Below are 26,734 nucleotides of genomic sequence, written 5' to 3' on the forward strand. Positions count from 1 at the left end.
TTTGGATGAACGAGAATATTCAATTCTTACAGGCATTCCTAAAGAACCCTGGAAAGGTCGGTTCGATCACGCCGAGCTCGCCCGAGCTTGCGCAGAAGATGATCAGCGGCCTAAAACCCAACGCCGATGACGTCGTTTTGGAACTTGGCGTCGGGACGGGAGCGATAACAAAGTTTTTGCAGGAGATCGTCCCTGACGACCGATCTTATCTTGGTATCGAACTCGACGGCGGACTTGTCCGTTCGTTGCGAAAGAACTTTCCGGATATGCGGGTCGTTCGCGGAAACGCAGTTGACACGTCGGCCATCCATCAACGTTCCGGTCTCGGAAAAGTGGGTTACATTATTTGTTGCCTGCCCTTCGTCTCGTTGCCTAACGAAGTTGGTGAAAAGATACTGCTCGAGATCGACAAGTTCATGCAGCAAGGCTGCACCTTCCGAACGTTCCAGTACGCTCACGGATATTATTTTCCATCTGCAATAAAACTCCGCGAATTCATGCGCGATAGGTACGGCAAATCAAAACGAAGCCAACTGATAGTGAAAAACGTCCCGCCTGCATACACGTTGACCTGGTCGACAAAGTAAGAAACTTCATGTTCGCTGATCAGATTTAGGTCAGCTGTGTGATATAACGTTGTTAATCCCTCGATTTCTATCAGTTCTTAGGAGAATCAATCAATGTTACGACGCAGGTTTATTGGCGCTTTCTTAGCATACGCGATCCTTTTACCAACAGCAGGTTTTGCTCAGCAAGCCGTAGGTATCGGCTCAACTCCGACCGCCCGTGTTTACACAGCCCCTAAAGAAGTGATCGACAAGATCAAAGACGAAGGGATGAACCGTTCTCAGGTAATGCAGACCTTAAGTTATTTGACGGATGTGATCGGAGGCCGTTTGACCAACTCGCCGAATATGAAGAAGGCGAATGAATGGACTCGAGACACGATGGCGAAATGGGGCATGCAGAATGCCAAACTCGAAGCTTGGGGACCCTTTGGCCGCGGTTGGTCTCTAAAGAGCTTTAGTGCCCAGGTCGTCGAGCCCCAAACGATTGCCGTGATCGCATATCCGAAAGCATGGTCCACCTCGACAAAAGGTGCCATCACTTCGGATGTGGTCTATTTCAATCCGCAGAATGAAGCTGAAATGGAAAAGTTCCGCGGCAAGCTTTCGGGCAAGATCGTATTGATCTCGGACATGCGCGAGGTCAAGGCCGACTTTGGCGGAATGGGAACACGCCGTTCAGACGAAGAATTACAGAAAATGGCTGAGGCGCAGCCGCAGGCAGCGCGCCCTGCCGGTCCGCAAAATCAGGGCGGCAATGCGGCACAGCGACAAGCGATGCTTTTCGGCATCAAGAGATGGAATTTTCTTTTGAGCGAAGGTGCGGCCGTTGTTGTCGACAGCAGCTCAAAAGGCAGCGGTGGGACATTATTCGTTGGCGGCGCGACCGCAGTTCAGGATCTGCCGACGGGTGACGCCCCGATCGGACCGCGGTCGGGCTTGAGGGTTTATGACAAAGCGTCGGAATCGCGGATCATTCCCCAAATGACGATGACCATCGAAGACTACAATCGGCTTGTAAGGATGATCAATCATGGCGTTACGCCGAAAATGCGAGTCGATATTCAAACCCAATATCACGATGAGGACCTAATGGGTTATAACACCGTCGCCGAGATCCCCGGAACCGATCCCGCTCTCAAGGACGAGATCGTCATGCTGGGAGGGCACCTCGATTCGTGGCATTCGGCAGGAGGCGCTACCGACAATGCGGCCGGAAGCGCAGTTGCGATGGAAGCGGCTCGGATCCTTATCGCGTCGGGGCTTAAGCCTCGGCGGACCATCAGGGTCGCACTATGGTCGGGCGAAGAGCAGGGATTGAACGGGTCGCGCGAATATGTGAAACAGCAATTCGGCGAAATGCGCGGCGCACCGGCATTCGGCCCTCCGGCCCCGAATGCTCCGAGGCCCGAACTGGTCAAGACCGCCAATTACGATAAATTGTCCGCCTATTACAATCTCGATAACGGAACCGGCAGGATCCGCGGTGTATATCTGCAGGGAAACGCCGCTGTTAAGCCGATCTTCGAAGCGTGGCTGGAACCGTTTCACGACATGAATGCAAAGTGGTTAACGATACAGAACACCGGGGGAACAGATCACCTTTCGTTTGATCGTATCGGGCTTCCGGGCTTTCAGTTCATTCAGGATGAGATCGAGTACAGCACTCGGACACATCATTCTAACCAGGACAATTACGATCGAATTCAGGCAGACGATATGAAACAGGCCGCGACCATAATGGCTGCTTTCGTTTATCAGACCGCGATGATGGATGAGAAGATCCCGCGAAAGTCTATGCAGTAGTCCGATTTCAAAGGGCCAATTCCATGAATAAAACCCCTGAGTAAGGATTCTCATAATAGGCGTCGATCGGGCGAAAGCCGTGAGCTTTGTATAAGCTGACGGCTTTTCCCATTTTTGGGGGATATGTGTCGAGACGCATCCTTTCGTATCCGATCGCGCGTGCATCAGCGATGAGAAGCTTGATGAGCGTATTTCCGATACCGTGTCCCCGAGCGGTCTCCCGAAGAAAAAGCCGCTTCATCTCGCAAATATCGCCGGTGAGTTCTCGCATTGCAATGCACCCGACGGGTTGATTGTCGACCAATGCAATATACAAGCGGCCACGCGGCGGGGCATATCTCCCCGGAAGGTTGCGTAATTCGTCTTCGAATCCTTGAAAACACAGATCTAGCCCGAGCCACTTCTCGTATTCTCGAAACAGGGACCCGACAGTCTCAAACTCTTCGGCGGTCGCCGCCTGTTTGATGATCACATCTGAACCTGAGATCACATCCATATTACATATGAGCTTTTCTGTTGAATTCGGAATGGTACCGCGATAACCTAATAGTATACCGTTACCTGCAAGCGCTTCGATCAAGGAGAATCTAAAATGGACAGACGCGCATTCCTAACGAATCTATCTGTGATATCCGGCGGCCTGGCCTTGGCCGGGGCATCGCTTCTCCGTCGCGAAGCAGTGTTTGCGCAAACAGGCGACGTTCTCAAATACAGAGCGACCGGCTTCGGCGAGCTCGTACCAACTGCCGCAAAGAACACAGGTGAAACATATCTCAGCTTGCCGAAAGGCTTCGAATATAATGTTTTGGGCAAGGTCAAAACACAAATGTCTGACGGGCGGCCGACGCCGGCGGCTCATGACGGACAATGGACGTTTCGGGTAAAGAACGAACTCCGGATCGTGAGAAATCACGAGGTTTCAGGCGGTAGTGTTCCAAAAGAGCAGGCCGGCATAGGGAGTCGAAACCACTACGACGAGACCTGCGGAGGCGGCACCACAACATTGGTGATCGATCCGAAAACGAACACACTTATTCGTGATTTCGTCAGCCTTTCCGGCACCTTGATAAATTGTGCCGGCGGCCCGACTCCGTGGGGGAGTTGGATCACGTGCGAAGAGACGACACTTGGCCCGAGCGTGCGAACGCGGGCCTCAGACGGCCGCAAAACGGGCGGCTATCCAAAGCCGCACGGGTATTGTTTTGAGGTGCCGGCATCGGCCAATAGCGAGGTTGTTCCGGTTCCATTGAAAGCAATGGGCAGATTTACCCACGAAGCGGTCGCTGTCGACCGCCGAACAGGCATCGTTTACCTAACGGAAGATTACAATCCATCAGGTTTCTACCGATTTATTCCTAAACGAAATAAACGCCTGGCCGAAGGCGGTGTCCTTCAAATGCTTGCGGTTGAGGGTAAACCCGAATTTGACACAAGGACAGGCCAGATCACAGGCGGTTCGTTGGCTTCAATCTGGGTTACCATCGACGAACCGGATCCGGCTGCGGCCGATATCGACCCGTCGGCCGTATACAAACAAGGCAAGGCAAAAGGCGGTGCCGCATTCGCGCGGCTGGAAGGCTGCGAGATCGATCGCAGTGGCCGAGTTTATTTTACCGCAACCAGCGGGGGCGAAAGCAAAGGCGGCCAGATCTGGATGTACGAACCGGCCGGAAAGGACGCCGGACGGTTAACACTTGTTTTCGAATCGGCCGACCAACGTGTCCTTCATATGCCTGACAATATTTGCTTGATGCCGAAAAGCGAACTCCTTTTCATTTGCGAAGACAGCGATTACGCGGGTCAAAATTCGATCAATCACATTCGGGTGCTTACGCCTGAAGGCAAGATCGCCGATTTCGCACGCAACATCAGCAAAGATTTCAGCCGCAGCGAATTCTGCGGATCGACATTTTCGCCTGACGGTAAGACGCTTTTCGTCAATCTCCAACTCGCAGGTGTCACGCTCGCGATCTGGGGCGACTGGTCAAGATTCAGGGCCTGATCCATTTAACCTTACGACCTGAAATACCCGCTGCGGAAAAAAAAGAGGTCTTTACGATGGCGGGTAATTGTCCTTTGAATCGGAATAGTTCGAAGCGTTTTGATTTGGTAAACTAATGTCGAAATGGAATTAGCGGTCGAAAAATATCGGGTAGCAGACGAACCATTCTATCTGCCGATCGGGAAGGAAGTAGAGTTGTTCGAAGCGGCGTATGCCGCCAAACTGCCGGCAATGCTCAAGGGGCCAACGGGCTGCGGCAAAACTAGATTTGTCGAGTACATGGCAAATCGGTTGAACCGGCCGTTGATCACAGTTGCGTGCCACGAAGACCTTTCGTCAACCGATCTAGTCGGCCGGTTCTTGCTCGAAGGTAACGAGACGGTTTGGCATGACGGTCCTTTGACCTCGGCAGTTCGGGCCGGAGCGATCTGTTACCTGGACGAGGTCGTCGAAGCCAGAAAGGACACGGTGGTGATCATCCATCCTCTGACCGACGACCGCCGGCGTCTACCGATCGAGAAGCGCGGTACCGTCATCGAAGCACCGCCTGAATTTATGCTGGTCGTCTCATACAATCCTGGGTATCAATCGATCCTGAAGGACCTTAAGCAATCGACGCGGCAGCGATTCGTTGCTCTTGAGTTCGATTATCCTGAGGCAGACGCCGAAACGCAGATAGTTGCGAAAGAAGGTGGTATCGATGAAGCAATGGCCGCAGATCTTGTTCGTATCGGACAAAAGGTCAGAAACCTGCGCGGACACGGCCTTGAAGAGGGTGTCTCAACGCGCCTGCTTATCTATGCCGCACAGATGATCGCGAAAGGCATCGCGCCGGTCGACGCCGCAGAGGTCGCAATCTGCTCGCCTATTACCGATGACCGCGAACTCCAGAGAAGCATCCGTGAGATCGTCACCACGATAATCTAATGTCGAGTTTACGAGTGGTCGCACATCTGATATCAAATTCCGACCGCATTGATGAAACGCGCGAGGTCTTGCTTGGGCTGATCGGACCGACGTGCGCAGAAGATGGATGTATCCGATACGAACTTCATCAGAATACTGCCGATCCGGCGGATTTTACGTTTATTGAGGAATGGACCGATGATGCCTCGCTCGATGCACATCTTAACTCTCCTCACCTCATTGCAGCGCGTGCTAGACTTGAACATCTACTTGCCGGTCCGGCAGATATTCGGCGCTATCGACTAATAGACTAAATCGATCCCATTTATCCGGTCTTTATTTATGACGAACCGCCGTGACTTTCTAAAGATCCTTGGATTAACGACCGCCGGTATTGCGGTCGGTTCGCAGCCGATTCATGGACAAACGCGACGCCGAAAAACGTGCGTTATCATCGGTTCTGGTCTTGCCGGTCTTGCCGCTGCCTTTAAGCTCCAGAATTCCGGTTGGGAGGTGACAATACTCGAGGCCCGCAACCGAGTTGGCGGCCGGGTCTTTTCGCATTCCCTTCCGGAGAACAAGGAACTGATATGCGAGCTTGGTGCCGAATGGGTCGGCGAAAGCCACGAACGCATCAAGGCTCTCTGTTCCGATTTCAACATACCGCTTCAGAAGCATCAGTTCGAAGACCATCTGCTTCAGAACGGAAAGGTCTCGCGGCCCGGCACGTGGGGCGTCTCAGATCAGGCACGATCAGCTTTCGAAAAGATGATCGCAGGCTATGAAAAACTGACTGCTCTCCAGAAGAACAAACTTGACCGTACCGATTGGTGGCGTCATCTCGCCGACATCGGTTTCAGCAGAGACGATCTTATACTTCGCGACCTGGCCGACAGCACAGATTTTGGCGAATCGATCCGCCACGTTTCTGCATTCGCGGCCCTTGCCGAGTACGCAGAATCCAGCCCCAAGAACGAGATGGACTATAAGATGACGGGTGGAAATTCGCGGCTAGTTCAAGAGTTCGCCAAACGGATCGGTACTGCGAATATCAGAACCGGCATCAAAGTGACCGAGATAACCCAGCGTGCCGGCATCGTCACCGTAAGGGCAGGTGAAGAGACGTTTCGTGCTGACGCATGCATTTGCACCGTACCAGTTCCGAGCCTGCGAAAGATAAAGTTTGACCCTCCGCTTCCTTCAGCTCAGCGCGATGCGGCTCAAAAACTTACGTACGCCCGGATCATCAAGAATTCGGTTCTTTACGATAACCGTTTCTGGAAGGATGAGAACTTCTCGATGGTCTCAGATACGACCTCGCATTACTACTTTCACTCGACCCAAAACCAGCCGGGAAAACAAGGCATTCTTACTGCGTATGCCATCGGCGATAAAGCCGACGTACTGGCATCGCAGGACGACATACGCCGAACTCAGATCGTTACGCGCGACCTTATCGATTTCAGTTGGGCGGCACCCAATCTTGCACGCGGGATAGCCTCTTACGCTTGGCAACGCGACGAATACACCGAAGGTGCCTATGCCCTCTATCGGCCTGGTCAATGGTTCGGGATCAGGCCGATCCTCGCCCGCCCACACCTTAAGGTCCTTTTCGCCGGCGAACACATCGCCGATTGGCAGGGCTTCATGGAAGGCGCGATCGAAACCGGCGAAGCCGCCGCCGCAATACTCACAAAGTAGATCACCTGAAACAGATCAGTTGACATAGCGCGCCGGACCGTGCCCGATCCTCTCGCCCTTCCCAAAAACAATTCACATTTTGTTAACATATCGGCCACTTCCTGTTAACTGTCCGCGCTTATCCTCAGTTTTGCTTCAAAGACAAAACAGATAATCGACAACCGGGCTGAACGGCGTATCTCCGTTCTGAATCTCGCCCGGCTGACGCAATTTTTCAATCTTTTTCAAATTTCGAGGAGTGACAATGATAACGAAACTCATAACCAGATGTCTTACGTTGGCCATTGCGTTCATTTGCGCCCAAGCCGCGTTTGCACAGGCGACAGGAAGCCTGACCGGAACGGTCAGGGACCAAAACGGCGCGGTTATTCAAGGCGCGACCGTTACGATCACGAATAATGAAACAAACCTGACCCGGACCGTCGTCACAAACGCAGACGGACGATGGACCGCTACTTTGCTTCCGGTCGGCACATATGGTGTGTCCTACGAGAAAGAAGGATTTAAGAGATCCGTCGACCAGGACAATAAGGTCGAGGCATCGGTGGTCAGGACGGTCGATGTAACCCTTGAGGTCGGGGCAACCGATGTATTCGTTGACGTAACTTCCGATCAGCCGCTAGTGCAGGCCGAATCTGCCGCCGTATCGCGTCAGATCACGGGTGAGCAAATAACCCGAACTCCGACATCTACGCGTAGTTTCACAGGCCTGCTTTCTGCGGAAGCAGGCGTTTCTTCAGAATTATCACCGGTTGGTGTCAACGGCAACGGCAACATTTCGCCATCGGTGAACGGGACTCGAACGACGTCGACCAGCCTGTCGTTCAATGGCATCGACGCGACCAACATCACAAGCAACGAAGGAAGCCTTAGCGACAACATCTCACCCGCACCCGAAACGCTGCAGGAGGTCAAGCTCCAGACATCGCTTTACGATGCATCGACCGGAAGGAGCGGGGGCGGCAACTTTCAACTTGTGACAAAATCCGGCGGAAATCAGTTCACCGGTACGGCGTATTATTACCTTCAAAACAAAGCGTTCAATTCGAACGAGTTCTTTCTGCAAGAGAGCGGAAACGAAAAGCCGCGGGCGGACCGAACCGAAACGGGATTCACGATCGGCGGACCGATCATCAAGAACAAGTTCTTTTTCTTTGGCGGTTATCAATTCACCGACGCCAACACGGGCTTTGTCCCGACGGCGCGAACTCGAACGATATTGCCGATCGCACTGAGCGTGCTTGGTGAGGATCGTTCAAAGGCGGCTATCGCCGCGGCGTTCAATCAGTTCAACGGATGCGCCGGTGCAAATTGTCTTACTGCAGGCGACATCAATGATGTTGCGTGGCGAATTTTCAACTTGCGTAATCCGGTCACCGGCGGTTTCATTTTGCCGACGATATCTAATTTCCGCGCTCTCAATATCGTTGACCAAAGCGGGGCAGGAAACTTTCAGTCAGGCGTGTTCCCGACCGTCACAAGCCGAACGATTCAGCGGAACAACCCGCTGGTCGAGGTCATTTCGGTCGAGCCTTCGAAGTTTCGGCAAAATCAGTTCACGACACGGCTCGACGGTCAACTAACGGAAAAGAACAACCTGAGCGGGACTTTTTTCTTCTCTGATTTTCCAGCCCTTGATTCCTTTCCCGACCCGAGCAGCCTGGCATCACCCTTCACATTGCGACGCGCGGACAAGAACCGCACCCTGTCGATCGGTGACACACATATTTTCACGCCGAACTGGATCAACGAGATCCGATTCGGGTACTTCTACCTTAACAATGCTCGCCGGCTTGATGACCCATTCCTCACGGACGAGCTCAGCAATGCCGCCGTCGGAGTAACGAATCCGGCGTCGACATTCGATAACAGCGTAGCTACTACACGTCTCGGGCACTACATTGGGCGCAACAATATCGCCAATTTCTCTTTCGGCGGCCCGAATGATTCGTTCAACCGACGCAAACAGGTCACCTACAGCATCGGCAACAACGTCAATTGGCTATTCAAGAACCACAATTTCAAATTTGGCGGCGAGTTCAAGAGTCACCAGTACGACAGTGATCTACCTGAAGAACAGGCGACCGAATTCGAGAAATTCGATTCTTTCACACAACTACTGACGGGAAACGCGACCGAAGCCGACACGCAGTACGGCATAACGGCAAAGCAGTTCCGCTTTAAGGACCTTGGATTCTATTTTACCGACGACTGGAAAGTTAACCGCAAACTGACGCTGAATGTCGGCCTCAGGTACGAACTGTTCATGTGGCCGACCGAGAAGAATGGATTTATCGGGAATTTTGATCTCGAGCCCTATCTTCCGTGCTTTACATCGGCTGGAACCAATTCGCTTTGCGATAACCCCACTGCTGGCTTTGTCATTCCGAAAAATGTCGGATCGACCGGCCTTGCCGTTGTCGATGGCGCAGTTGCGGCAACAAGGCTCGCTGATAACAACCACACATTGAAAGGACAGGACCTTAATAACTTCGCTCCTCGTATCGGGGCAGCATACGCGGTCAGCGATAAGCTTGTTCTTCGCGGCGGATACGGCTTGTTCTACGATCGCCCGTCGGCCGCATTCATCAATACGATCTTCTCGAATTATCCATTCCTGCGAGAGGTCGAGATCACCGTTCCGAGCGGCAACGTACCTATCGCGACTGCATTCTCGGGCGTACCGACAAACATTTCGCTCAATCAATGGCTGCCGTTTAGGATCCTCAGGTCGGCCGGTGCCGGAGGAACGTATTCGATCCGAGACAACACGCCCGTGTTCGTCGACTCAAGAGGAACCCCGCAGGGTTCCGGATGTAATCCGGCCACCGGTCTAAATTGCATCCGCGGAAATATTGCCGAGACCTTCGAGTTTCGTGCCATCGACCGCGACCTTCGGACGCCGTATGTTCATCAGTGGAACGTCGGAATGCAGTATGAAATACTCAAAGACCTGCTTGTCGAAGCTCGCTACATCGGCACCGCAGGACGCAACTTGCTGATCGCACGTGCTTTGAATCAAGGATTTGACCTCAATGATCCCAATACCCCGGATCATATCTACGAACGATTTAACCAGGCGTATCTGGCCGCCGGTTCGCCAAACGGACCGCTTAATGCCGGATCGTCAGCAAGAGCCAGAGGAACAGGTGTGGCATTCGGATTTCTGAATTCGGTCACAGGCCAGGTCGATCTGAACCTTGCAAACCCGGCAGGCCAGGTCATCAATTTCGAGGCTCGTGTTCCGATTCTCGGATTCAACGTTCCCGAGGCGATACTGCTTCAGTCGCAGGGGTATTCAAACTACCACGGCGGCCAGTTCAGCCTTACGAAGCGGCTCTCGCGAGGTCTGCAATTCAATGTCGCGTACACCTTCTCAAAGTCGATCGACATCATGTCGTCCGATCCGGGCAGCACTGCGGGTGGCGGCAAACCTGACGTGCCGAACACAGGGTTCATTGCTCAAGGTGACGCCCGTAATATCGAAAACAATAAGGGGCTGTCCGATTTCGATCGGACGCACCGTTTCAGTACGAACTTCGTATGGGACATCCCGACCGGCAAGTCTGCCAACGCATTTATCAAGGGATGGTCGATCTCGGGATTCTTCCAGGCTCAATCCGGAACGCCATTCACGGTGTTCGCTTCAGAGCCGGAGCTCCAAACGGCCGCACAGTATTCGAGCGTGACCCGCGGTGCTGGCGGGCTCAACAGGCCAGGATTCGGACGCCCAAATACGGTATGTGCAGCGTCGCAGGCGATACGAAGCTATAGTACGAGCAATCTGAACGCGATCGATGGTTCGTGCTTCACATCGGCACTCGGACAGTTCGGAAACCTTGGCCGGAACACTTTCCGAGGGCCTTCGCAAAACCGCTTTGATCTGAGTTTCGCAAAGAGTACAAAGATCAACGAGCGAATGAGCTTTGAGCTTGGGTTCGACCTGTTCAATGTGTTCGATACCGTAAACCTCGCGAGTCCGAATAGCGACCTTCAGGACAGCGTCGATTTCGGCGTGATCACGAGCACGGTCGGCGGCCCGCGGGTCGGTCAGTTCAGGGCAAAATTCCGGTTCTGATCAAAGACGATCGAGTAGGGGCGGTATAACAAGAAAAGGTGATGCGCATCGTCGCATCACCTTTTTAAATTTCCGGTCGATACTGTTTAACGAACGGCGGTCTGCTTCTCTCGCGGGTCATAAGGATTCGCCTGAAACCTTTTCACAGCTTCCTGCGCGTTGTCGTAATTGTCGCCGAGCTTTTCAGCACGCGAATACGCAGCGACCGCTCTCGTTCTGTCACCCTGAGCGTCGTACGCATTGCCGAGTTTTATCTCTGACCAGACCTGAAGCCAAGGCGGGCTGAGGGTTCCGCCGAGAGCCGCCCTGAAATTGTCTTTTGCAAGGTCGTAATTTCGCTGCTCGAGAAAGAGCAGTCCGAGATGGTAATAGATCCACGAATTCGAGCGATCGAGTTTCAACGCTGCTTCGAACTGCGCCTGGGCTTCGACATAATTTCCTTCCTTGAATTGTTCAATGCCCCGACGCGCGATCGAAGACACCCGCAGATCGGGCGAAATTCGCAGCAGCTTAAAACCCGGATCGATGATTATCTCAAGCGGCTTACCGTCAGATTCGATGTTGAAATCGGCGCTCGCCTCATCCATCTGCAGCTGTACCGTCTTGTAACCATCCTCGCCTTCATATCTCAACTGCACATCGACCGGCAGTCGCAAATTGTCGTAATTTTGCTTTACGGTTCCGCGAGCAACGAATTTGCCGGCGCGGGTTCGGATGATCAGGTAGTCAGCAGTAAACTCAGGCACGCCGGTGCTCTCTACCCAACGGGCGAAGAAGTAACGCATGCTTTGGCCTGCGACCCGCGAAGTTAAACGTTCGAATTCGTCGATCGACGCATTCTTGCCGCGGAATTCAGTCAGGAAGGTCCGCAGCAATTGGTCAAATCGCTGAACACCGATGGTTTCGCGAAGCAGCTTGAAAACGAATGCTCCCTTCGCAAACATTATGTATTGATAGGCGATCGACTGGTCGTCCAAATTGGCGGGCGTGCGAAGCAGCGAAGCGGTTTGTTCGAAGGTCAACGATTTCTCAAGCAGCTCGCGACGCAGCGCATCGAGCTGCGGGCCGGTCAACTGGCTTTCGCGCAGCGAGAACGCACTGTACTCAGCAAGGCCCTGCGATAGCCATGCGTCGTCAAATGACTTGAGGCCTACCGTCAATCCCCACCATTGATATGCTGCCTCACGCTGCAGTCGCTCTTCAGTAATGCCGCGTGCCTGAAGAAACTGGCGATCGGAGATAAAGAGCATGCCGGCGGCAGAATAAAATTCGAGGCTTTCGTCGTCGATCTGGACAACATTCAGCCTTTTGCCCATCTCTGGCTCGCCGAAACGCTTTGTGTAATATTCGAACGCTCGGCCAAGTGTTTCTCCATAACTATCTATGAATTCGCCGCTACCGGCACGAGTGTAGAAATTGATCTCATATTCGCCGAACTTCAGATTTCGATTAACAAACTTTCCATAGGCGAAGTTTCCGACCAGACCCGGCTTCGATTGCGTGAACCTCGCCTTTCCGGTTCCCGCACTTGCGGCAGGGGTGTCATTAAACCCGACCACTTGCAGGCCATTCGGAACGTTGATCGTAATGTCAGACGTCGCAAGGTCGGCGGCATAGTCGTGGAACGGGAACCAGCGTGCGGCATACATCAAATATCCTTGGGTTTCCCCAACGTATGCGAGCCGCTTGTTCAATAGCGGTCCGCCGCTCGGCGTGTTAAGAACACCGCTGTATTTGAACCTGAGCGTGACCGGAGTGTCCTTGGTAACGCTTTCGCCAAGGTCTATACGGACACTCGGGCCAAGATCTGAAACACCGACCTGATCCTGGACAAATGTTATCTGCGCGATCGGCGAAGGGGTTGGACGCGGCTGTGTTTGACGTGGTGACGTTCGTACGACCGGCGGCGTGCTGACCTGCTGAGGACCGATCTTCGAGATGGTCTCGATCTTAAGCGAACCGTTAAGTTCAAACGCGACGGTACGAAGATCTTCGAGCGGTAGAAAAGTAACGTCAGCCGTGGCAGTCAGTTTGTTGTCGATCGGAGAGAGTTGGACGTCAATAACGTAGCTTTTCACGTCGATCGACGCACGATTCACCTGCTGAGCGGCCGCCGGAGCGGTCGCAAAAATCATCAAACCAACAAGGAATACGGAAATACCGATAGATTTCTTCATTCTGATAGTAATTACCATCGCTTGGAATAGGTTGCCAATCTAAGATGATTTTGACCCTAAAATCGTTTGCTTTACCGACAAAACCATTGAAATTACTTGAGAAAATCAACTGACACGACCTTTTCGGCGATCTCGCGTCCGAAAGCCGCAACCTTTTGATGTTCGGGATGTTCGGTGTAATGGTCCAGTTCTTGCCGCCCTGCGTAAACCGCAACCAGCCCGGTATCGAAGGAGCGGTCAAGCTGCAAAATATCGCTTCCGACATCAAAGCTAATGATATCGGGGATTATCGAAGGCAATGCCTTTAATCGTGCAATATGGTCAGCTCGCTGTTCGGCCGTGGTTCCAGGCTTATATTTCCAGCAAACGATGTGTGTGAGCATAGGTCATTTACTCTCGCACCATTCTTTAGTTACCCGGTGGCGAAAATCGAACATCTTTTCGATCCTTGGCATTATGAAAAGCGGCACGGCCAGATCGCCGATAAATGAAAACGGCGGTTCGAAATCGATCTCGTCACGAAGCAAAGCACCTTCGTCGTCCGGCAAAATGATGTGTTTATGCCGCCAACTCGCAAATGGCCCCGAGATCTGAACGTCCTCGAAAGAGCGCGGCGGGTCGTAAGCGGTGTGCTCTGCCACCCATTGCGACGGAACCAAGCCGAAGATCTTCTGTTCGATGATCGCCCGCGATCCGATCACGGAAATATCAGCCTTTTGAACTAACTTTGCATTTTCCCAAGGAGGAACCAGCCGTTCGAAGGCATCGGGTAACTCATGAAATGCAAAAACCCTCTCGGGTGTTGCTTTAATGACTGTCTCCTTTACAAACTTCATTAAGCTCAAAAATACCACAAGCGTGCGACGATAAGCATTCGTTTCGCAGGCTTTGAAAACAGATCGTTAAACTGCTTTAATACCGCAACTCAAGAAAGATGACGGAAACATCAGGCGATTTAGGTGCCTTCTACAACGACCAGGTCTCTAAGGCAAAAATATGGCAGGTGATCGGTGCATCGGCTGTCGGCACAATGATCGAATGGTACGACTTCTATATCTTCGGAAGTCTTGCCCCGATAATAGCCCCGCTGTTTTATCCGCCGGGCAACGATACCTTTGCATACATTGCGTATCTCGCGACCTTTGCGGTCGGCTTTGTTGTAAGGCCGTTCGGAGCATTGTTCTTTGGTCGGATAGGCGACATTGTCGGTCGAAAATACGCGTTTCTGGTGACCCTGCTGATCATGGGCGGAGCGACCGCGGTCATCGGGTTCCTCCCGACATTTGAAACGATCGGTTACGCTGCGCCTATAATTCTGCTGCTCGTTCGCGTTCTGCAAGGCCTCGCACTCGGAGGTGAATACGGCGGTGCGGCAGTTTATGTCGCCGAACACGTGCCCGATAACCGTCGCGGATTCTACACATCATTCATTCAAATAACCGCAACACTGGGACTTTTTATGTCACTCGCGGTGATCCTCATCATCCAGAACATGATGAGCCCTGAACAGTTTGCGGGTAAGGCGGATGGCATCAGCGGTTGGAGAATACCTTTTCTGATCTCGATCGTCTTGGTCGTCATTTCACTCTATATCAGGCTGAAGATGGAAGAATCGCCGATCTTTCAGCAAGTGAAGACAAGCGGGATGACGTCAGCAAATCCATTGATCGAAGCCTTCACAAAATGGCGAAATCTGAAGATCGTCCTGATCTCGTTATTCGGCGCAACCGCAGGACAGGGCGTTGTCTGGTACGCCGGTCAATTTTATGCCTTGTTCTATTTGCAGTCCATTTTGAACGTTACGCCGACGTCGGCCAATTATATCGTAGCGATCGCTCTGCTATTGGCGATGCCCTTTTTTGTTTTCTTTGGAGCATTGAGCGACCGCATCGGTAGAAAGTGGATCATACTTGGCGGATGCTTTCTGGCAATGGTCACATACGTTCCGATCTATCAGGCTATGCAGGCGGCGGCCGGCTCCGAGGTCGTAACGGCGACATCGCAGAGAGACCCGGTCACCGGCGCGATCAAGCTTACACCGCAGACGATCGGGATCGACGGAGAAATAAAAAACGCCGAGAAAGTGCTGCCTTACACTAACTTCAACGATCTTGTATCGAACCGAGCGACCTGGCAGCTTGTCCTGCTTGTCTTTATTCAGGTATTTTGGGTGACGATGGTTTACGGGCCGATCGCGGCTTACTTGGTCGAGGCGTTTCCCGCAAAGATCAGGTACACCGCGCTGTCGCTTCCGTATCATATCGGCAATGGCGTATTCGGCGGTCTGCTTCCTGTCATTGGCCTAAGCCTGATCGCGCAAACCGGGAACATCTACGCTGGCCTCTTTTATCCTATGGCGATCGCTGGCCTGACATTTGTTGTAGGGTCGATCTTTTTGAAAGAGACGCATGGTCATAAGATCTGGGACGAGGTCTCACCAAATTAGAGTTCGCAAATGCTGATTCGAGAGGCAACATCGAACGATATTCCTTCGATCTTCGATATTAGGTTTTCGGTCATAGAAAATGTATTGTCGGATCCGAAAAAGGTTACGGTCGAGATCTGTAACGATTTTCTGAATCGCCGAGGGAAGGGTTGGGTCGCTGAGGTAGATGAGACGGTTGCAGGCTTTTCAATCGCATCTCTTGAGGACGGCTCGATCTGGGCGCTCTTCGTTCGACCGGGCTTTGAAGGGCGAGGCGTCGGAAGGGAACTGCTTAAAAAAGCGATGGACTGGTTATTCGCCGCTGGTGCTAGCGAGGTACATCTGACCACCGAACCCGGAACCCGCGCCGATGGATTTTACTTGAAACAGGGTTGGTCGCGCGGTGAAACGACCCCTGAAGGCGAAGTTCGATTTAGTATCCGGCGAACCTGACCGCTCGCGTCAGCTTACATTTTTCTGCAGGCTTTCCTTTAGAATGTTCCAAACCTTTTCGAGATGCCGTTCCTCGACGCGGATACTGCCGACTGAAAGCCGCATCGTGAACGTACCATTCAGCTTCGTATGCGAAAGGTAGGCCTGGCCCGAGGCATTGACCTCGTTCATCATCGTTTCGTTCAATGAATCGAGATCATCGACGCCGGACGGACAGGCACGAAAGCAAACAAGTGCAAACGGCACCGGCGCCATCATCTGAAAATCGGGCGAAGCTTCTACCCACGAAGCAAATGTGCGTGCCAGACGGCAATGTTCTCGTATCCTCGAAGCCAGCCCTTCGCTGCCAAAGTACCGGATCACCATCCAGAGCTTGAGCGCCCGAAATCGTCGGCCGAGCTGGATGCCGTAATCCATGCCGTTCTTTATGCCGCTTTCATCGCTTGTCCTGAGATATTCCGGAACGAGTGAGAATGCCTTCTTCAATTCACCGAGATCACGGCAGTAGAGGACCGAAAGATCGAAAGGTGTGAACAGCCATTTGTGGGGATTGATCACGATCGAGTCGGCCCTCTCCCATCCGCTGAACATGGGCTGCATTTCCGGAACCACAGCCGCCGAGCCCGCATATGCGGCATCGACATGAAGCCAAATTCCATACTTCGCGCATATATCTGCCACAGCATCGACCGGATCGATACTGGATGTCGAGGTCGTGCCGATGGTCGGGATGACGCAGATCGGTAAATAGCCGGCCTCGGTGTCTTCCTCGATCGCTTCAGCAAGTTTCTCCGGAATCATCTCAAACCGGTCGTTGCACTCGATCTTTCTGAGGCTCTGTATACCGAGGCCAAGCGTGATGCACGCCTTGTCTATCGACGAGTGGACATGTTCGGAACAGTAAACACGAAGGAGCGGAAGATCGTTGCGGCCGCTCATCCCTAATTCTCTAATGTTCAGCCCGATACGTTCGCGCGCGGCCGCAATGGCGTGCATTGTTGATACCGACGCCGTATCGTAAATGATGCCTTCGAATTTCGCCGGAAGGCCCAACATTTGTCTCAACCAATCCAGGACGACATCTTCAAGTTCGGTTGATGCGGGCGACGTCCGCCAGAGCATCGCTTTCATATCGAACGCCGCCGAAAACATCTCGCCGAAGATCCCGACGGATGAGGCAGACGTAGAAAACAGGCCATGAAAGTTTGGATGGTTCCAGTGCGTTACGGCCGGAAAGATGAGCCGATCGATGTCATGCAGGACCTCGCCAAAGTCATCTCCGGACGCCGGAGCATTCCCGGGAAGGTTCTGCTTTAGCCAGTTCGGTTCGATCTGCGACAGGACGGGAAACGACTCGATCTGTTCAAAATAGTCAGCGATCCGATCGACGATCTCATAACCATATCGTCGAAACTCTTCAGCCGGCATATCGCCAAGATTGTTGTCCCTGTTCATGATATCGCACCAATTAGTCGAAACATTAAGCTTGTAATTACTGCAGCACCGATTATACAATGCTTGCAATCTCACTTTTCCCATTTTCGGATCCACTTCGAAATAAATAATCAAAAAACGAATTGGCGCTTTGTTCAATGAGGTATAAATGAATCAAAAACTGTTCCATCTATTTCTATCTCTTGCCGCATTCTTAGCGTTCCCGGCGATCGCCGCGGCTCAGGAGAAAGGACTCGACGAAAGGATCAATGACGCGTTCAAGCCAGTTGCAGACTGGTGGGGAAGCATTATCTTTTACCCGCTTCCATTTGATGCCCCTTACAACATACCGATCGTTCTATTGCTTTTGATATTTGGCGCGGCGTTCTTTACGGTCGCGTTCGGGTTTGTAAATATCCGTCGTTTCGGATTGGCATTGCAGGTAGTTCGCGGTAAATACGACAACATCGAAATGGCCGCCGATCCTGAGCACGCCGAGCCGCACGACGCAGATCCGCATGCCGAGGTCTTTATTGTCGAAGGGGATGTAATTGACACCATCAGGGATGAAAGTCATCACGGCGAGGTAAACCACTTTCAGGCGCTCGCGACCGCCGTGTCAGGAACAGTTGGGTTAGGCAACATCGCCGGTGTTGCGGTTGCCATCGGGATCGGCGGGCCTGGTGCGACGTTTTGGATGATCGTCTGCGGGCTGCTTGGGATGTCGTCGAAGTTTGTCGAGTGCACGCTTGGCGTCAAGTACCGAGATATAGGGCCCGACGGCACTGTCTACGGCGGGCCGATGTATTACCTATCAAAGGGCTTTGCCGAAATAGGTTTGGGCGGTGTCGGAAAAGTGATGGCCGTGCTGTTCGCGATATTTTGCGTTGGCGGTTCTTTCGGCGGCGGAAATGCGTTTCAGGCAAATCAGGCAACTGCCCAGATCACAACGCTTCTTAATCTTCAGGGCGGGGCAGTTAAGACCATCATCGGAGTGATACTTGCAACGCTGACCGGTATCGTTATCATCGGCGGCATTAAACGCATTGCAACCGTTACCGAGAAACTCGTACCTTTGATGGCGATCATTTATATCATCGCGTCGCTGATAATTATTTTCGCGCATTTCACCGAGATCCCTGCCGCGATCGGACAGATAATTTCAGGTGCATTCACACCGACTGCCGCCGTCGGCGGAATCGTCGGTGTCATCATTCAAGGTTTTCGACGAGCGGCATTTTCGAACGAAGCTGGTGCAGGCTCGGCCGCTATCGCCCATTCGGCCGTTCGTACAAAATTTCCGGCTAGTGAGGGAATAGTCGCTCTCCTCGAACCGTTCATAGACACCGTAGTGATATGTTCAATGACTGCCATCGTCATCATACTTTTCAATATGGATGGCTACTTCCAGTACGGAGGCGTGGGCGGCAACGTTATGATCGGCAATGAGGTTGTCAACGGCGTCGATCTAACGGCACGCGCCTACAACGATGTACTTCCCGGATTCAATGCGATCCTTACGGTCGCGATCGTTTTCTTTGCTTTCTCGACCCTGATCTCGTGGTCGTATTACGGTCTGCAATCGTGGAAGTATCTATTCGGAAGATCAAAAGCGTCTGACCTTACGTTCAAGGTCATCTTTTGCATATTCGTCGTGATCGGTTCAGCGGCATCGCTTCAGTCCGTGATCGATTTTTCAGATGCGATGATCTTTGCGATGGTCTTTCCGAACATGATCGGGTTGTTTTTTCTGTTTCCTAAAGTAAAAGAGGAGCTTAGTAAATATCTCGCTGTTATCGGAAAGCGGTAGCAAATCTTGATCGAAAGGCACACAGCAACAAATAACGGGAATGGGTTATAGGCCCATTCCCGTTTTGAGTTTTTGACTCTAAAATCACAAACCACGACAAAAAAGGTGTTTGCGCTCGACACCGCAGTCAATAAACGTATAATAGCGAAGTTAAATCTCCTGCCGTAGAGCATAACAACACAAATAGGAGCAAACCGGAACCACGTCACCTCAACGGTTCCGGAAGGGCACTGGCTGCTCGACCTGTATATGGCAACAGACGTTGCTGAAACAGAACAGGAAACAAAGGAAGGATTCATTCGAGGCCTCGGTCTGCTTGATTCGACAATGATCGTTGCCGGATCGATGATCGGTTCGGGCATATTCATTGTGTCCGCCGATATTGCCCGACAGGTCGGCTCTCCGGGTTGGCTGCTCGTTGTTTGGCTGATCACCGGATCACTAACGATCGGGGCGGCACTTTCATACGGCGAACTGGCCGCGATGATGCCGCGTGCCGGCGGCATGTATGTATATCTCAAAGAGGCATATTCGCCGCTTTGGGGCTTTCTGTACGGCTGGACTCACTTCCTCGTTATCGGCACTGCGACCATAGCGGCGGTCGCGGTCGCTTTCAGCCGGTTCACAGGCATACTCATCCCGCAGATATCAGAAGCAAACTACATCATCGAACCTGTTCGGTTAGGATCATCGAGCTACGCGTTCTCGCTCTCGACGGCGCAATTGCTCGGGATCGTGATGATCGTTTTACTTACACTGCTGAACACACGCGGCCTGAATCTTGGCAAAATGATCCAGAACGTCTTCACCTTTGCAAAGACCGGTTCTCTTGTCGCGTTGATCGTTCTCGGCATCATTGTCGGGTTAGTCTCATATCCTGAGATCGCGGCCGCAAATTTCAGCGACCTGTGGACCGTACGCGGAAACTTGCAGGATGTCGGTCACGGGTTGACCGCAGTTGCTGCATTCGGGCTCTTTGTCGGCATTTGCGTCGCGCAGACCAATTCTCTGTTCTCTGCGGACGCATGGCACAACGTCACCTTTACCGCGGGCGAAGTCAAAAACCCGAAACGAAACCTGCCTCTATCACTTTTGCTCGGGACGGGCGGCGTCATTTTGCTCTATCTGCTCGCAAATATCGCCTATCTGACGACGCTTAGGTTCGAGGACATTCAAACGGTGCCGAGCGACCGCGTCGGATCGGCGACGGCCGAAGTGATATTCCCGGGTGCCGGAGCGGCCTTGATGGCAGTTGCGATCATGATCTCGACCTTCGGCTGCAACAACGGCCTGATCTTCGCCGGCCCCAGAGCTTATTTTGCGATGGCAAAGGACGGCCTCTTTTTCAAGGCTGCGGGCCAGCTCAATAAGTTTCACGTACCAGCGTGGGCACTGGTTATTCAGGGAATACTCGCCTGTCTCTACGTTCTGCCGCGAACGGTCAGGGCCGACGGCAGTTACGGCAGTCTCTACAATGACCTTTTGACCTACGTGATCTCTGCGGCACTGATATTCTATATTCTCGCGATCGCAGCCGTTTTCGTTCTTCGCGTGAAACAACCAAATGCGGAACGACCGTATAAGGCATTTGGATATCCGATAATTCCGGCGCTATATTGCATCGGCGCAGCAATTATTCTCGTCGTATTGTTCGTTTATCAAACGACCGCAACGTGGCCGGGCCTGTTGATAGTTCTTACGGGCGTACCTGTTTATTTCATTTGGAAAGGCTTGTCCGGCGGCTTACCTGCAGCCGAGCAATCGTAGTTATTTCACCCTCCAGGAGGTTTTGATGTCACTTTTCGCGACCAAACCAATTTCGCAGATCATTGCCGAGGCATCTGAGACCGGCACACATACCCTTAAGAAAACATTGACCGGACTTGATCTGACGATGCTCGGCATCGGCGCGATCATCGGTACGGGTATATTTGTTTTGACCGGACAGGCTGCCGGCAAACATGCCGGACCGGCAGTGGTGATCTCGATGATCATTGCAGGTTTCGTTAGTGCGTTTGCGGCTCTTTGTTATTCGGAGTTTGCCGCCAGCGTCCCTATCTCAGGCTCAGCATACGCATACGGGTATGGAACGCTCGGTGAATTCGTCGCATGGATCATCGGGTGGGACCTTATCCTCGAATATGCGTTTGGTGCGGCAACCGTGGCTGTCGGGTGGTCGGGATATACGGTCAGCCTTTTACGGGACACACTTGGGATAAACTTCCCTCTGGAGTTGAGTGCGCCCCCCGGAACCGAGATCAGGCTCCTCGATGGAACCGTCGCTACCGGTATATTCAACCTACCGGCATTTTTGATATCGGTTGCGGTAACACTGCTGCTGATCCGCGGCATAAAAGAATCGGCAAGTTTCAATTCGATCATCGTGATCGTCAAAGTACTTGTCGTAGTACTGTTCATCATTGCCGGGATCGGATATGTGAATACAAGCAATCTCGGTATCGGCTGCGTCGTGGGCAGTCCGGGTTGCGCGGAATTCATGCCATTTGGTTTCAGCGGGGTTGTTACCGGTGCGGCTGTCATCTTTTTTGCTTATATCGGATTTGATGCTGTCTCGACTGCGGCACAGGAAGCCAAGAACCCGCAGCGGGATATGCCGATCGGTATTCTTGGCTCGCTCGCGATCTGTACTGTGCTCTATATCCTGGTCGCCGGGATCATGGTCGGCCTTGTCGATTACAAACTGCTGACGAATGCCGCGGCCCCGATAGCAGTTGCGATCGATGCGGCGCTTCAAACGGCGCAGGGAACAACAATGGGCACTATCCTTGCGGTGTTTCCAACGATCATCAAGGTTGGCGCCGTGCTTGGCCTAAGTTCCACAATGGTCGTGATGGTGATGGGACAGCCTCGCGTGTTCTATTCGATGTCGAAAGACGGCCTGCTTCCCTCATGGGCGGCAAAGGTCCATCCGAAGTATCAGACCCCGCACATCACGACCGCGATCACCGGCGCGATCGTAGCGATCCTCGCAGGTTTTGTGCCTATCAGTTTGCTTGGCGAATTGGTGAGTATCGGAACGCTCTTCGCGTTCGTTATCGTCGGTGTGGGCATCATCATTCTCCGGTCGTCGAATCCGGCGCTCGAGCGGCCATTCAAAGTACCGCTTTCGCCATTTATCCCGATCGCAACGGTCGTGTCAGCGGCGTATCTGATGAACAGCTTGCCGCTCGATACCTGGATCCGTCTGATCGTATGGATGTCGATCGGCCTGGTGATCTACTTTGCTTACAGTTATCGCCACAGTAATCTCCGGAAAGTCTCGGATGCTGACGCTAATGAATCAGAATCCCGAGCAACACCCCCGGTTGCCGCGATCATTGCTGTGATATTGACCATCCTCCTCACGCTTTATCAGGTGCCATATCTAATGGACCTTAAGTCTGAGGTGATCCCGATCAACCTGGGTATTCGCCTTTTTGCATGGATCGTCACAGGTGTCCTTGTAGCGATGCTTATGTACGGCAAGCAGGATACTCGGGGAGGATATGACGCACGGATCCAGAAGTTCGGCCTGATCGCTTCTCTCGCAAATCTGGCGGTTTGGGCAGGAATCACTTATTGGTTCTTCCTGCATTTTGCCGAATTGCACGCTAAGTAATTCTTATTGCTTGCCTCGGAAATACGGCCACCAAGCGCTCAGAGTCAGACTCTCTGTGAACTTAGTGGCCGATTTTTTATGCATAAACCCATCGTCAAATGGCTGGTCACTATCGGCATCGGCGTTCTGATCTTTCTATTGCCGCGGCCCGAGGCCGTGACGGTCGAGGCATGGACGCTGCTTGCGATCTTTATTGCCACTATCGTCGGCTCGATCGTTCAGCCGTTGACAGGAAGCGCAATGGTTCTGCTTGGCGTGGTAGCCGTTGCATTGTTTCGCGCGGTGCCCATCGAGAAAGCTCTGAGCGGCTATGCTGATAAGTTCGTATGGCTGGTGCTGGCCGCCTTTTTTATATCGCGAGCGATGATCAAGACCGGGCTTGGCCACCGAATAGCATTGATCTTTGTCAGGCTGATCGGTAAAAAGACCCTTGGGCTGGGCTATTCGCTCGTTTTCACGGATCTCATACTTGCCTCGTTCATACCCTCGACCGGTGCGCGTTCAGGCGGCATCATTCTGCCCATCGCCCGCAGCGTGACCGAAACGTACGATTCGCGGCCGGATGACGGCACCGCGGGGCGTCTGGGTACGTTTTTGATGACGATGCTGTATCAGTGTGAAGTGATACTCTGCGCCACCTTTCTTACAGGTCAGGCCTCGAACGTCATTATCGCCGGGTTTGCCGCTAAGCAAGCGAATGTCGATCTGAACTATTCTATTTGGTTCATTTCGGCGATCGTGCCGGCGATGGTCTCCCTAACGATTATTCCGCTGATGATCTATAGGCTGTACCCGCCTGAAGTAAAGGAAACGCCGAATGCTGTCTCGTACGCCACCGAGGAACTACGCAAACTCGGTGCTTTGAACCGATCGGAGAAGACGCTTCTCATCGTGTTTGTCGCGGTTGTGATCATGTGGATAACTGCCAAATGGCATGGTATCGATTCGACGGTAGTCGCACTTGTCGGGATATCTGGTCTTCTTGTAACGGGCGTACTTGAGTGGCGCGATCTTATCGATGAGACACACGCCTGGGAAGTGTTCATCTGGTACGGCGGACTTGTAATGATGGCAACCGCACTCGGCGAAACGAACGTGACGACCTTGTTCGCCAATGGTATCGCGGCAACGATCAGCGGCGTCGAATGGCCGATCGCACTTGCCATACTTGGGCTCATCTTTTTCTACGCACACTACGCGTTCGCGTCGATCACGGCGCACGTCACTGCGATGTTCATTCCCTTCCTTGCCGTCACCATCGCTCTCGGTGCTCCGGCCGGCCTAACCGTCCTGTTGCTGACCTATTTTGCCAATTTAAGCGCGGGTTTGACACACTACGGCACAACACCTGCGCCGGTGTATTTTGGCTTGGGTTATGTAACTCAGACCCGCTGGTGGACCGTCGGGCTGATCGCATCGATCCTGAACATCATCATCTGGTCGACAGTAGGTCTTTTTTGGTGGAAGCTGATCGGTTGGTGGTAAATAGGCGAAATACCTTCACGCCAAGAAAAAGGCAAAACACCGAGGGTGCTTTGCCTTTCGCGATTTGATTGAACCAAACATCACATACCGGGGAAGCCGGACGGCGACGCCGGTGACACCTCGTCGAGCTTTGCGATCGCATCGGGATAGATCTTGATGCTGCCGGACGATTCCATTCTTTGCCTTGCGGCTGCTACATAGTCCGAAAAGACCTCACCGCGTTTTCGCAACAGCATCTCTTCGGTCAACTTGTCACGCTGCTGAGCAAACTCTTCCATGTTCGCCTCCGTGCGATTGGTGACGCCGACCACATAGTAATTTTCACCTATCTTTATCGGGTCCTTGCCTACTTCGCCCGCGCGTAAACCGTAGATCGCATCTTCAAGCTGTTCGCTGGTCGAAGCCGATGGGCCCTCACCAAGCGGTGACCCAAGAATGAAGGATTTTGATTCACCCGCCTTCAGCCCCTTTGCGGTCGCCGCTGCGGCGATCGCCGTTGGCGATCCGGAACCGGAAGCGATCTGGCGCGCGATCTCTTCGATCTGCGCGCGAGCCTTTTCAACCTTCACGATCTCGGTGATCCGCGCTCTGACCTCATCAAATTCGGCATCTCTCGGTTCTTTCTTGTCAACTAGAAGCGGGATTGCAAAACCCTCCGGTACCGGTATCTCGTCGCCTACGTCCATCGCATTTTCAAGTCCGGCGATACCGTCTTCGAACTGCGGCGATGTGCCGATCTTATCGACGTTGTCGCCCGGTTTGACATATGCCGTCTCTCGGACCATATCCGCCACGGCCATGTTCGCCTGAGCTGAAAAGTCCTGAGCGGTCTTCTGCACGTCCTTGTTTTCCCGCAATGCGGCAACGGCCTTTTTTGCCATTTCGGCAGCCGCTGCGTAGGCCCGACGGTTGCGGAGGCCGACCTCGAGTTCGCGTCTGGCATCTTCAAAGGGTTTCGGCACTGCCTCGCCGCGTCGAAGTATGAAATACCGGCCCTGATAGTTTATCGGTTCAGTTATTTCACCGGGTTTCATTTTGATCAGACGCTGATACGGATCGTCCGGCTTGTTCAGATTCTCACGTACCGGTCCAGGCAACGCACCGCCCTTCACCGAACTAACGGCATTTTCCGATTGGCCTTTTGCGATCTCGGCGAATGCTTCCTGCGAAACGATCGGCCCGTCCTTTCTCAGGCGCTCTACTAATGTTGTCGCCTTTTCGTAAACCTGGCCATCGAATTCCGGCTTTGGTATCCGTAGCACGATCTCCTGACCCAGAACGCCAGCGTTCTTTTTGTCTTCGGGCAGTTTGTCGTATTCCGCCCTCAGGTCCGCATCGGTGATCGAAAGCTTTTCGCCGATCTTCGCGGTGTTAAGGAACACGTAGCGGATCTTCTTTTGCGGAACGCTGATGTAATAAGCCTGTTTGTTTTTTTCAAAGTAATCTCGAAGATCCGCATCCGAAGGCGTGATAGACTTCGCAAGATCGGCCGGGCTTATCACAACATATGAAAGGTCGAATTTTGCATTGTTTCGCTGAAAATCTTTTAGAACTTCTTCTTCTGAGACCGTGACCCCAGAGGATATGAAAGCCCGCAGCTTGCTTGCGCTAAGGTCATCACGAACGCCATCTTCGAATGCGGCGATGTTGCCATACTGTTCGACGATGCTCTGTTCGTATTGTTTCTGGTCGAATGGTTTGCCGTCCTGAGGCTTGAACTGGCGGCGGATCTCGGCCGCTACCTCGGCATCAGATGCCGTAAGTCCGAGCCGAGCAGCCTCAACACGGGCTATCCGGCTGCTTATAAGGCCGTCGAGCACAAGCCTTGCCGGATATGGCCTTCCCTGCATAAATCGGCTGTAGTTCTCTTTTTGCCGTGCGACCTCGCCGACGGTGATATATTCACCGGAAACGGTTGCCGCCGTCTCGCTGCTTTGCGTCAGGTTGGCGGCAAGGTCCCCGCGAGTCGGAGCATAAAAGAAAACAAGGCTCGCCACCATCAGGATGGCGAATGCGAGAAGAACGAAATTACGTGTCTTCTCAAGACGTGAAATAAACCTTAACATCTGATATTACCTAAGCTTTTCGAATTTGCTGATTTTTCGGACAAACCGCAATTTTAGCAAAATAACGCCCCGATTCCAACACGAACACCCCCGGTGTCTTCGGCGGATCAGCCAACGCCCGGTCATCAACAAATGCAAAGCGTTGATATTTCCGGCGATTTCATCAATACTTTCACGTCAGAGAAACTTGATCTCTGGAAGCAACT

The 26,734-nt window shown here is 52.7% G+C and carries 19 protein-coding genes; 13 read left to right on the plus strand and 6 right to left on the minus strand.

Annotation, left to right across the window (positions count from 1 at the left end; all coding sequences use genetic code 11):
• Positions 1-5: 5 nt before the first annotated feature.
• Positions 6-587: a hypothetical protein gene (locus IPM28_12150; GenBank protein ID MBK9173731.1), complete on the plus strand. Its 582-nt coding sequence runs from the start codon at positions 6-8 to the stop codon at positions 585-587.
• Positions 588-680: 93 nt separating this feature from the next.
• Positions 681-2,372 (plus strand): M20/M25/M40 family metallo-hydrolase, encoded by a 1,692-nt coding sequence (locus IPM28_12155; GenBank protein MBK9173732.1) that lies wholly within the window; start codon positions 681-683, stop codon positions 2,370-2,372.
• Positions 2,373-2,379: 7 nt separating this feature from the next.
• Here the strand turns inward: IPM28_12155 and IPM28_12160 are convergent, their stop codons facing one another.
• Positions 2,380-2,868 (minus strand): GNAT family N-acetyltransferase, encoded by a 489-nt coding sequence (locus IPM28_12160; GenBank protein ID MBK9173733.1) that lies wholly within the window; start codon positions 2,866-2,868, stop codon positions 2,380-2,382.
• Between the two features lie 96 nt (positions 2,869-2,964).
• Here IPM28_12160 and IPM28_12165 point away from each other — a divergent pair, with 96 nt between their 5' ends.
• The 5 genes from IPM28_12165 (at position 2,965) to IPM28_12185 (ending at position 11,059) form a co-directional block, all read left to right on the plus strand.
• Positions 2,965-4,374 carry a DUF839 domain-containing protein gene (locus IPM28_12165; GenBank protein MBK9173734.1) on the plus strand — a complete coding sequence of 470 codons (1,410 nt, stop codon included), beginning with the start codon at positions 2,965-2,967 and terminating at the stop codon, positions 4,372-4,374.
• Between the two features lie 123 nt (positions 4,375-4,497).
• On the plus strand, positions 4,498-5,301 hold the full coding sequence (locus IPM28_12170) for a CbbQ/NirQ/NorQ/GpvN family protein (GenBank protein MBK9173735.1): 804 nt from the start codon (positions 4,498-4,500) through the stop codon (positions 5,299-5,301).
• Entirely contained in the window at positions 5,301-5,594 is a 294-nt protein-coding gene (locus IPM28_12175; protein ID MBK9173736.1) for an antibiotic biosynthesis monooxygenase, read from the plus strand. Before IPM28_12170 ends, IPM28_12175 begins: the two co-directional genes overlap by 1 nt.
• A gap of 28 nt (positions 5,595-5,622) precedes the next feature.
• Positions 5,623-6,981 carry an FAD-dependent oxidoreductase gene (locus IPM28_12180; GenBank protein ID MBK9173737.1) on the plus strand — a complete coding sequence of 453 codons (1,359 nt, stop codon included), beginning with the start codon at positions 5,623-5,625 and terminating at the stop codon, positions 6,979-6,981.
• A gap of 244 nt (positions 6,982-7,225) precedes the next feature.
• Positions 7,226-11,059, plus strand: a complete 3,834-nt coding sequence (locus IPM28_12185) for a TonB-dependent receptor (protein ID MBK9173738.1) — start codon at positions 7,226-7,228, stop codon at positions 11,057-11,059.
• A gap of 86 nt (positions 11,060-11,145) precedes the next feature.
• On the opposite strand, the gene IPM28_12190 is transcribed toward IPM28_12185, so the two are convergent.
• The 3 genes from IPM28_12190 to IPM28_12200 form a co-directional block, all read right to left on the minus strand.
• Positions 11,146-13,236 carry a tetratricopeptide repeat protein gene (locus IPM28_12190; GenBank protein ID MBK9173739.1) on the minus strand — a complete coding sequence of 697 codons (2,091 nt, stop codon included), beginning with the start codon at positions 13,234-13,236 and terminating at the stop codon, positions 11,146-11,148.
• A 92-nt stretch (positions 13,237-13,328) separates the two neighbouring features.
• The gene (locus IPM28_12195; GenBank protein ID MBK9173740.1) at positions 13,329-13,619 is read right to left on the minus strand and encodes a Dabb family protein; all 291 of its coding nucleotides are present in this window, start codon (positions 13,617-13,619) and stop codon (positions 13,329-13,331) included.
• A 3-nt stretch (positions 13,620-13,622) separates the two neighbouring features.
• Entirely contained in the window at positions 13,623-14,072 is a 450-nt protein-coding gene (locus IPM28_12200) for an SRPBCC family protein (GenBank protein ID MBK9173741.1), read from the minus strand.
• Positions 14,073-14,170: 98 nt separating this feature from the next.
• On the opposite strand from IPM28_12200, the gene IPM28_12205 reads away from it, so the two are divergent.
• Positions 14,171-15,682, plus strand: coding sequence for an MHS family MFS transporter (locus tag IPM28_12205; GenBank protein ID MBK9173742.1), 1,512 nt, complete (start codon positions 14,171-14,173; stop codon positions 15,680-15,682).
• A gap of 9 nt (positions 15,683-15,691) precedes the next feature.
• On the plus strand, positions 15,692-16,114 hold the full coding sequence (locus IPM28_12210) for a GNAT family N-acetyltransferase (GenBank protein MBK9173743.1): 423 nt from the start codon (positions 15,692-15,694) through the stop codon (positions 16,112-16,114).
• A 9-nt stretch (positions 16,115-16,123) separates the two neighbouring features.
• Here the strand turns inward: IPM28_12210 and IPM28_12215 are convergent, their stop codons facing one another.
• On the minus strand, positions 16,124-17,569 hold the full coding sequence (locus IPM28_12215) for an amino acid decarboxylase (protein MBK9173744.1): 1,446 nt from the start codon (positions 17,567-17,569) through the stop codon (positions 16,124-16,126).
• Positions 17,570-17,717: 148 nt separating this feature from the next.
• Between IPM28_12215 and IPM28_12220 the strand changes: the two genes are divergently transcribed.
• From IPM28_12220 to IPM28_12235, 4 genes are all read left to right on the plus strand, one after another.
• Positions 17,718-19,358, plus strand: a complete 1,641-nt coding sequence (locus IPM28_12220; GenBank protein ID MBK9173745.1) for an alanine:cation symporter family protein — start codon at positions 17,718-17,720, stop codon at positions 19,356-19,358.
• A 249-nt stretch (positions 19,359-19,607) separates the two neighbouring features.
• Entirely contained in the window at positions 19,608-21,125 is a 1,518-nt protein-coding gene (locus IPM28_12225) for an amino acid permease (protein ID MBK9173746.1), read from the plus strand.
• Positions 21,126-21,150: 25 nt separating this feature from the next.
• Positions 21,151-22,977, plus strand: coding sequence for an amino acid permease (locus tag IPM28_12230; protein MBK9173747.1), 1,827 nt, complete (start codon positions 21,151-21,153; stop codon positions 22,975-22,977).
• 78 nt (positions 22,978-23,055) lie between these two features.
• Entirely contained in the window at positions 23,056-24,462 is a 1,407-nt protein-coding gene (locus tag IPM28_12235) for a DASS family sodium-coupled anion symporter (protein MBK9173748.1), read from the plus strand.
• An 80-nt stretch (positions 24,463-24,542) separates the two neighbouring features.
• Here IPM28_12235 and IPM28_12240 read toward each other — a convergent pair whose 3' ends face one another.
• Complete coding sequence (locus tag IPM28_12240) at positions 24,543-26,528, minus strand: peptidyl-prolyl cis-trans isomerase (protein ID MBK9173749.1); 1,986 nt, start codon at positions 26,526-26,528, stop codon at positions 24,543-24,545.
• Between the last annotated feature and the right edge of the window lie 206 nt (positions 26,529-26,734).

The sequence above is a fragment of the Chloracidobacterium sp. genome (genome assembly GCA_016716305.1).
Classification (GTDB): domain Bacteria; phylum Acidobacteriota; class Blastocatellia; order Pyrinomonadales; family Pyrinomonadaceae; genus OLB17.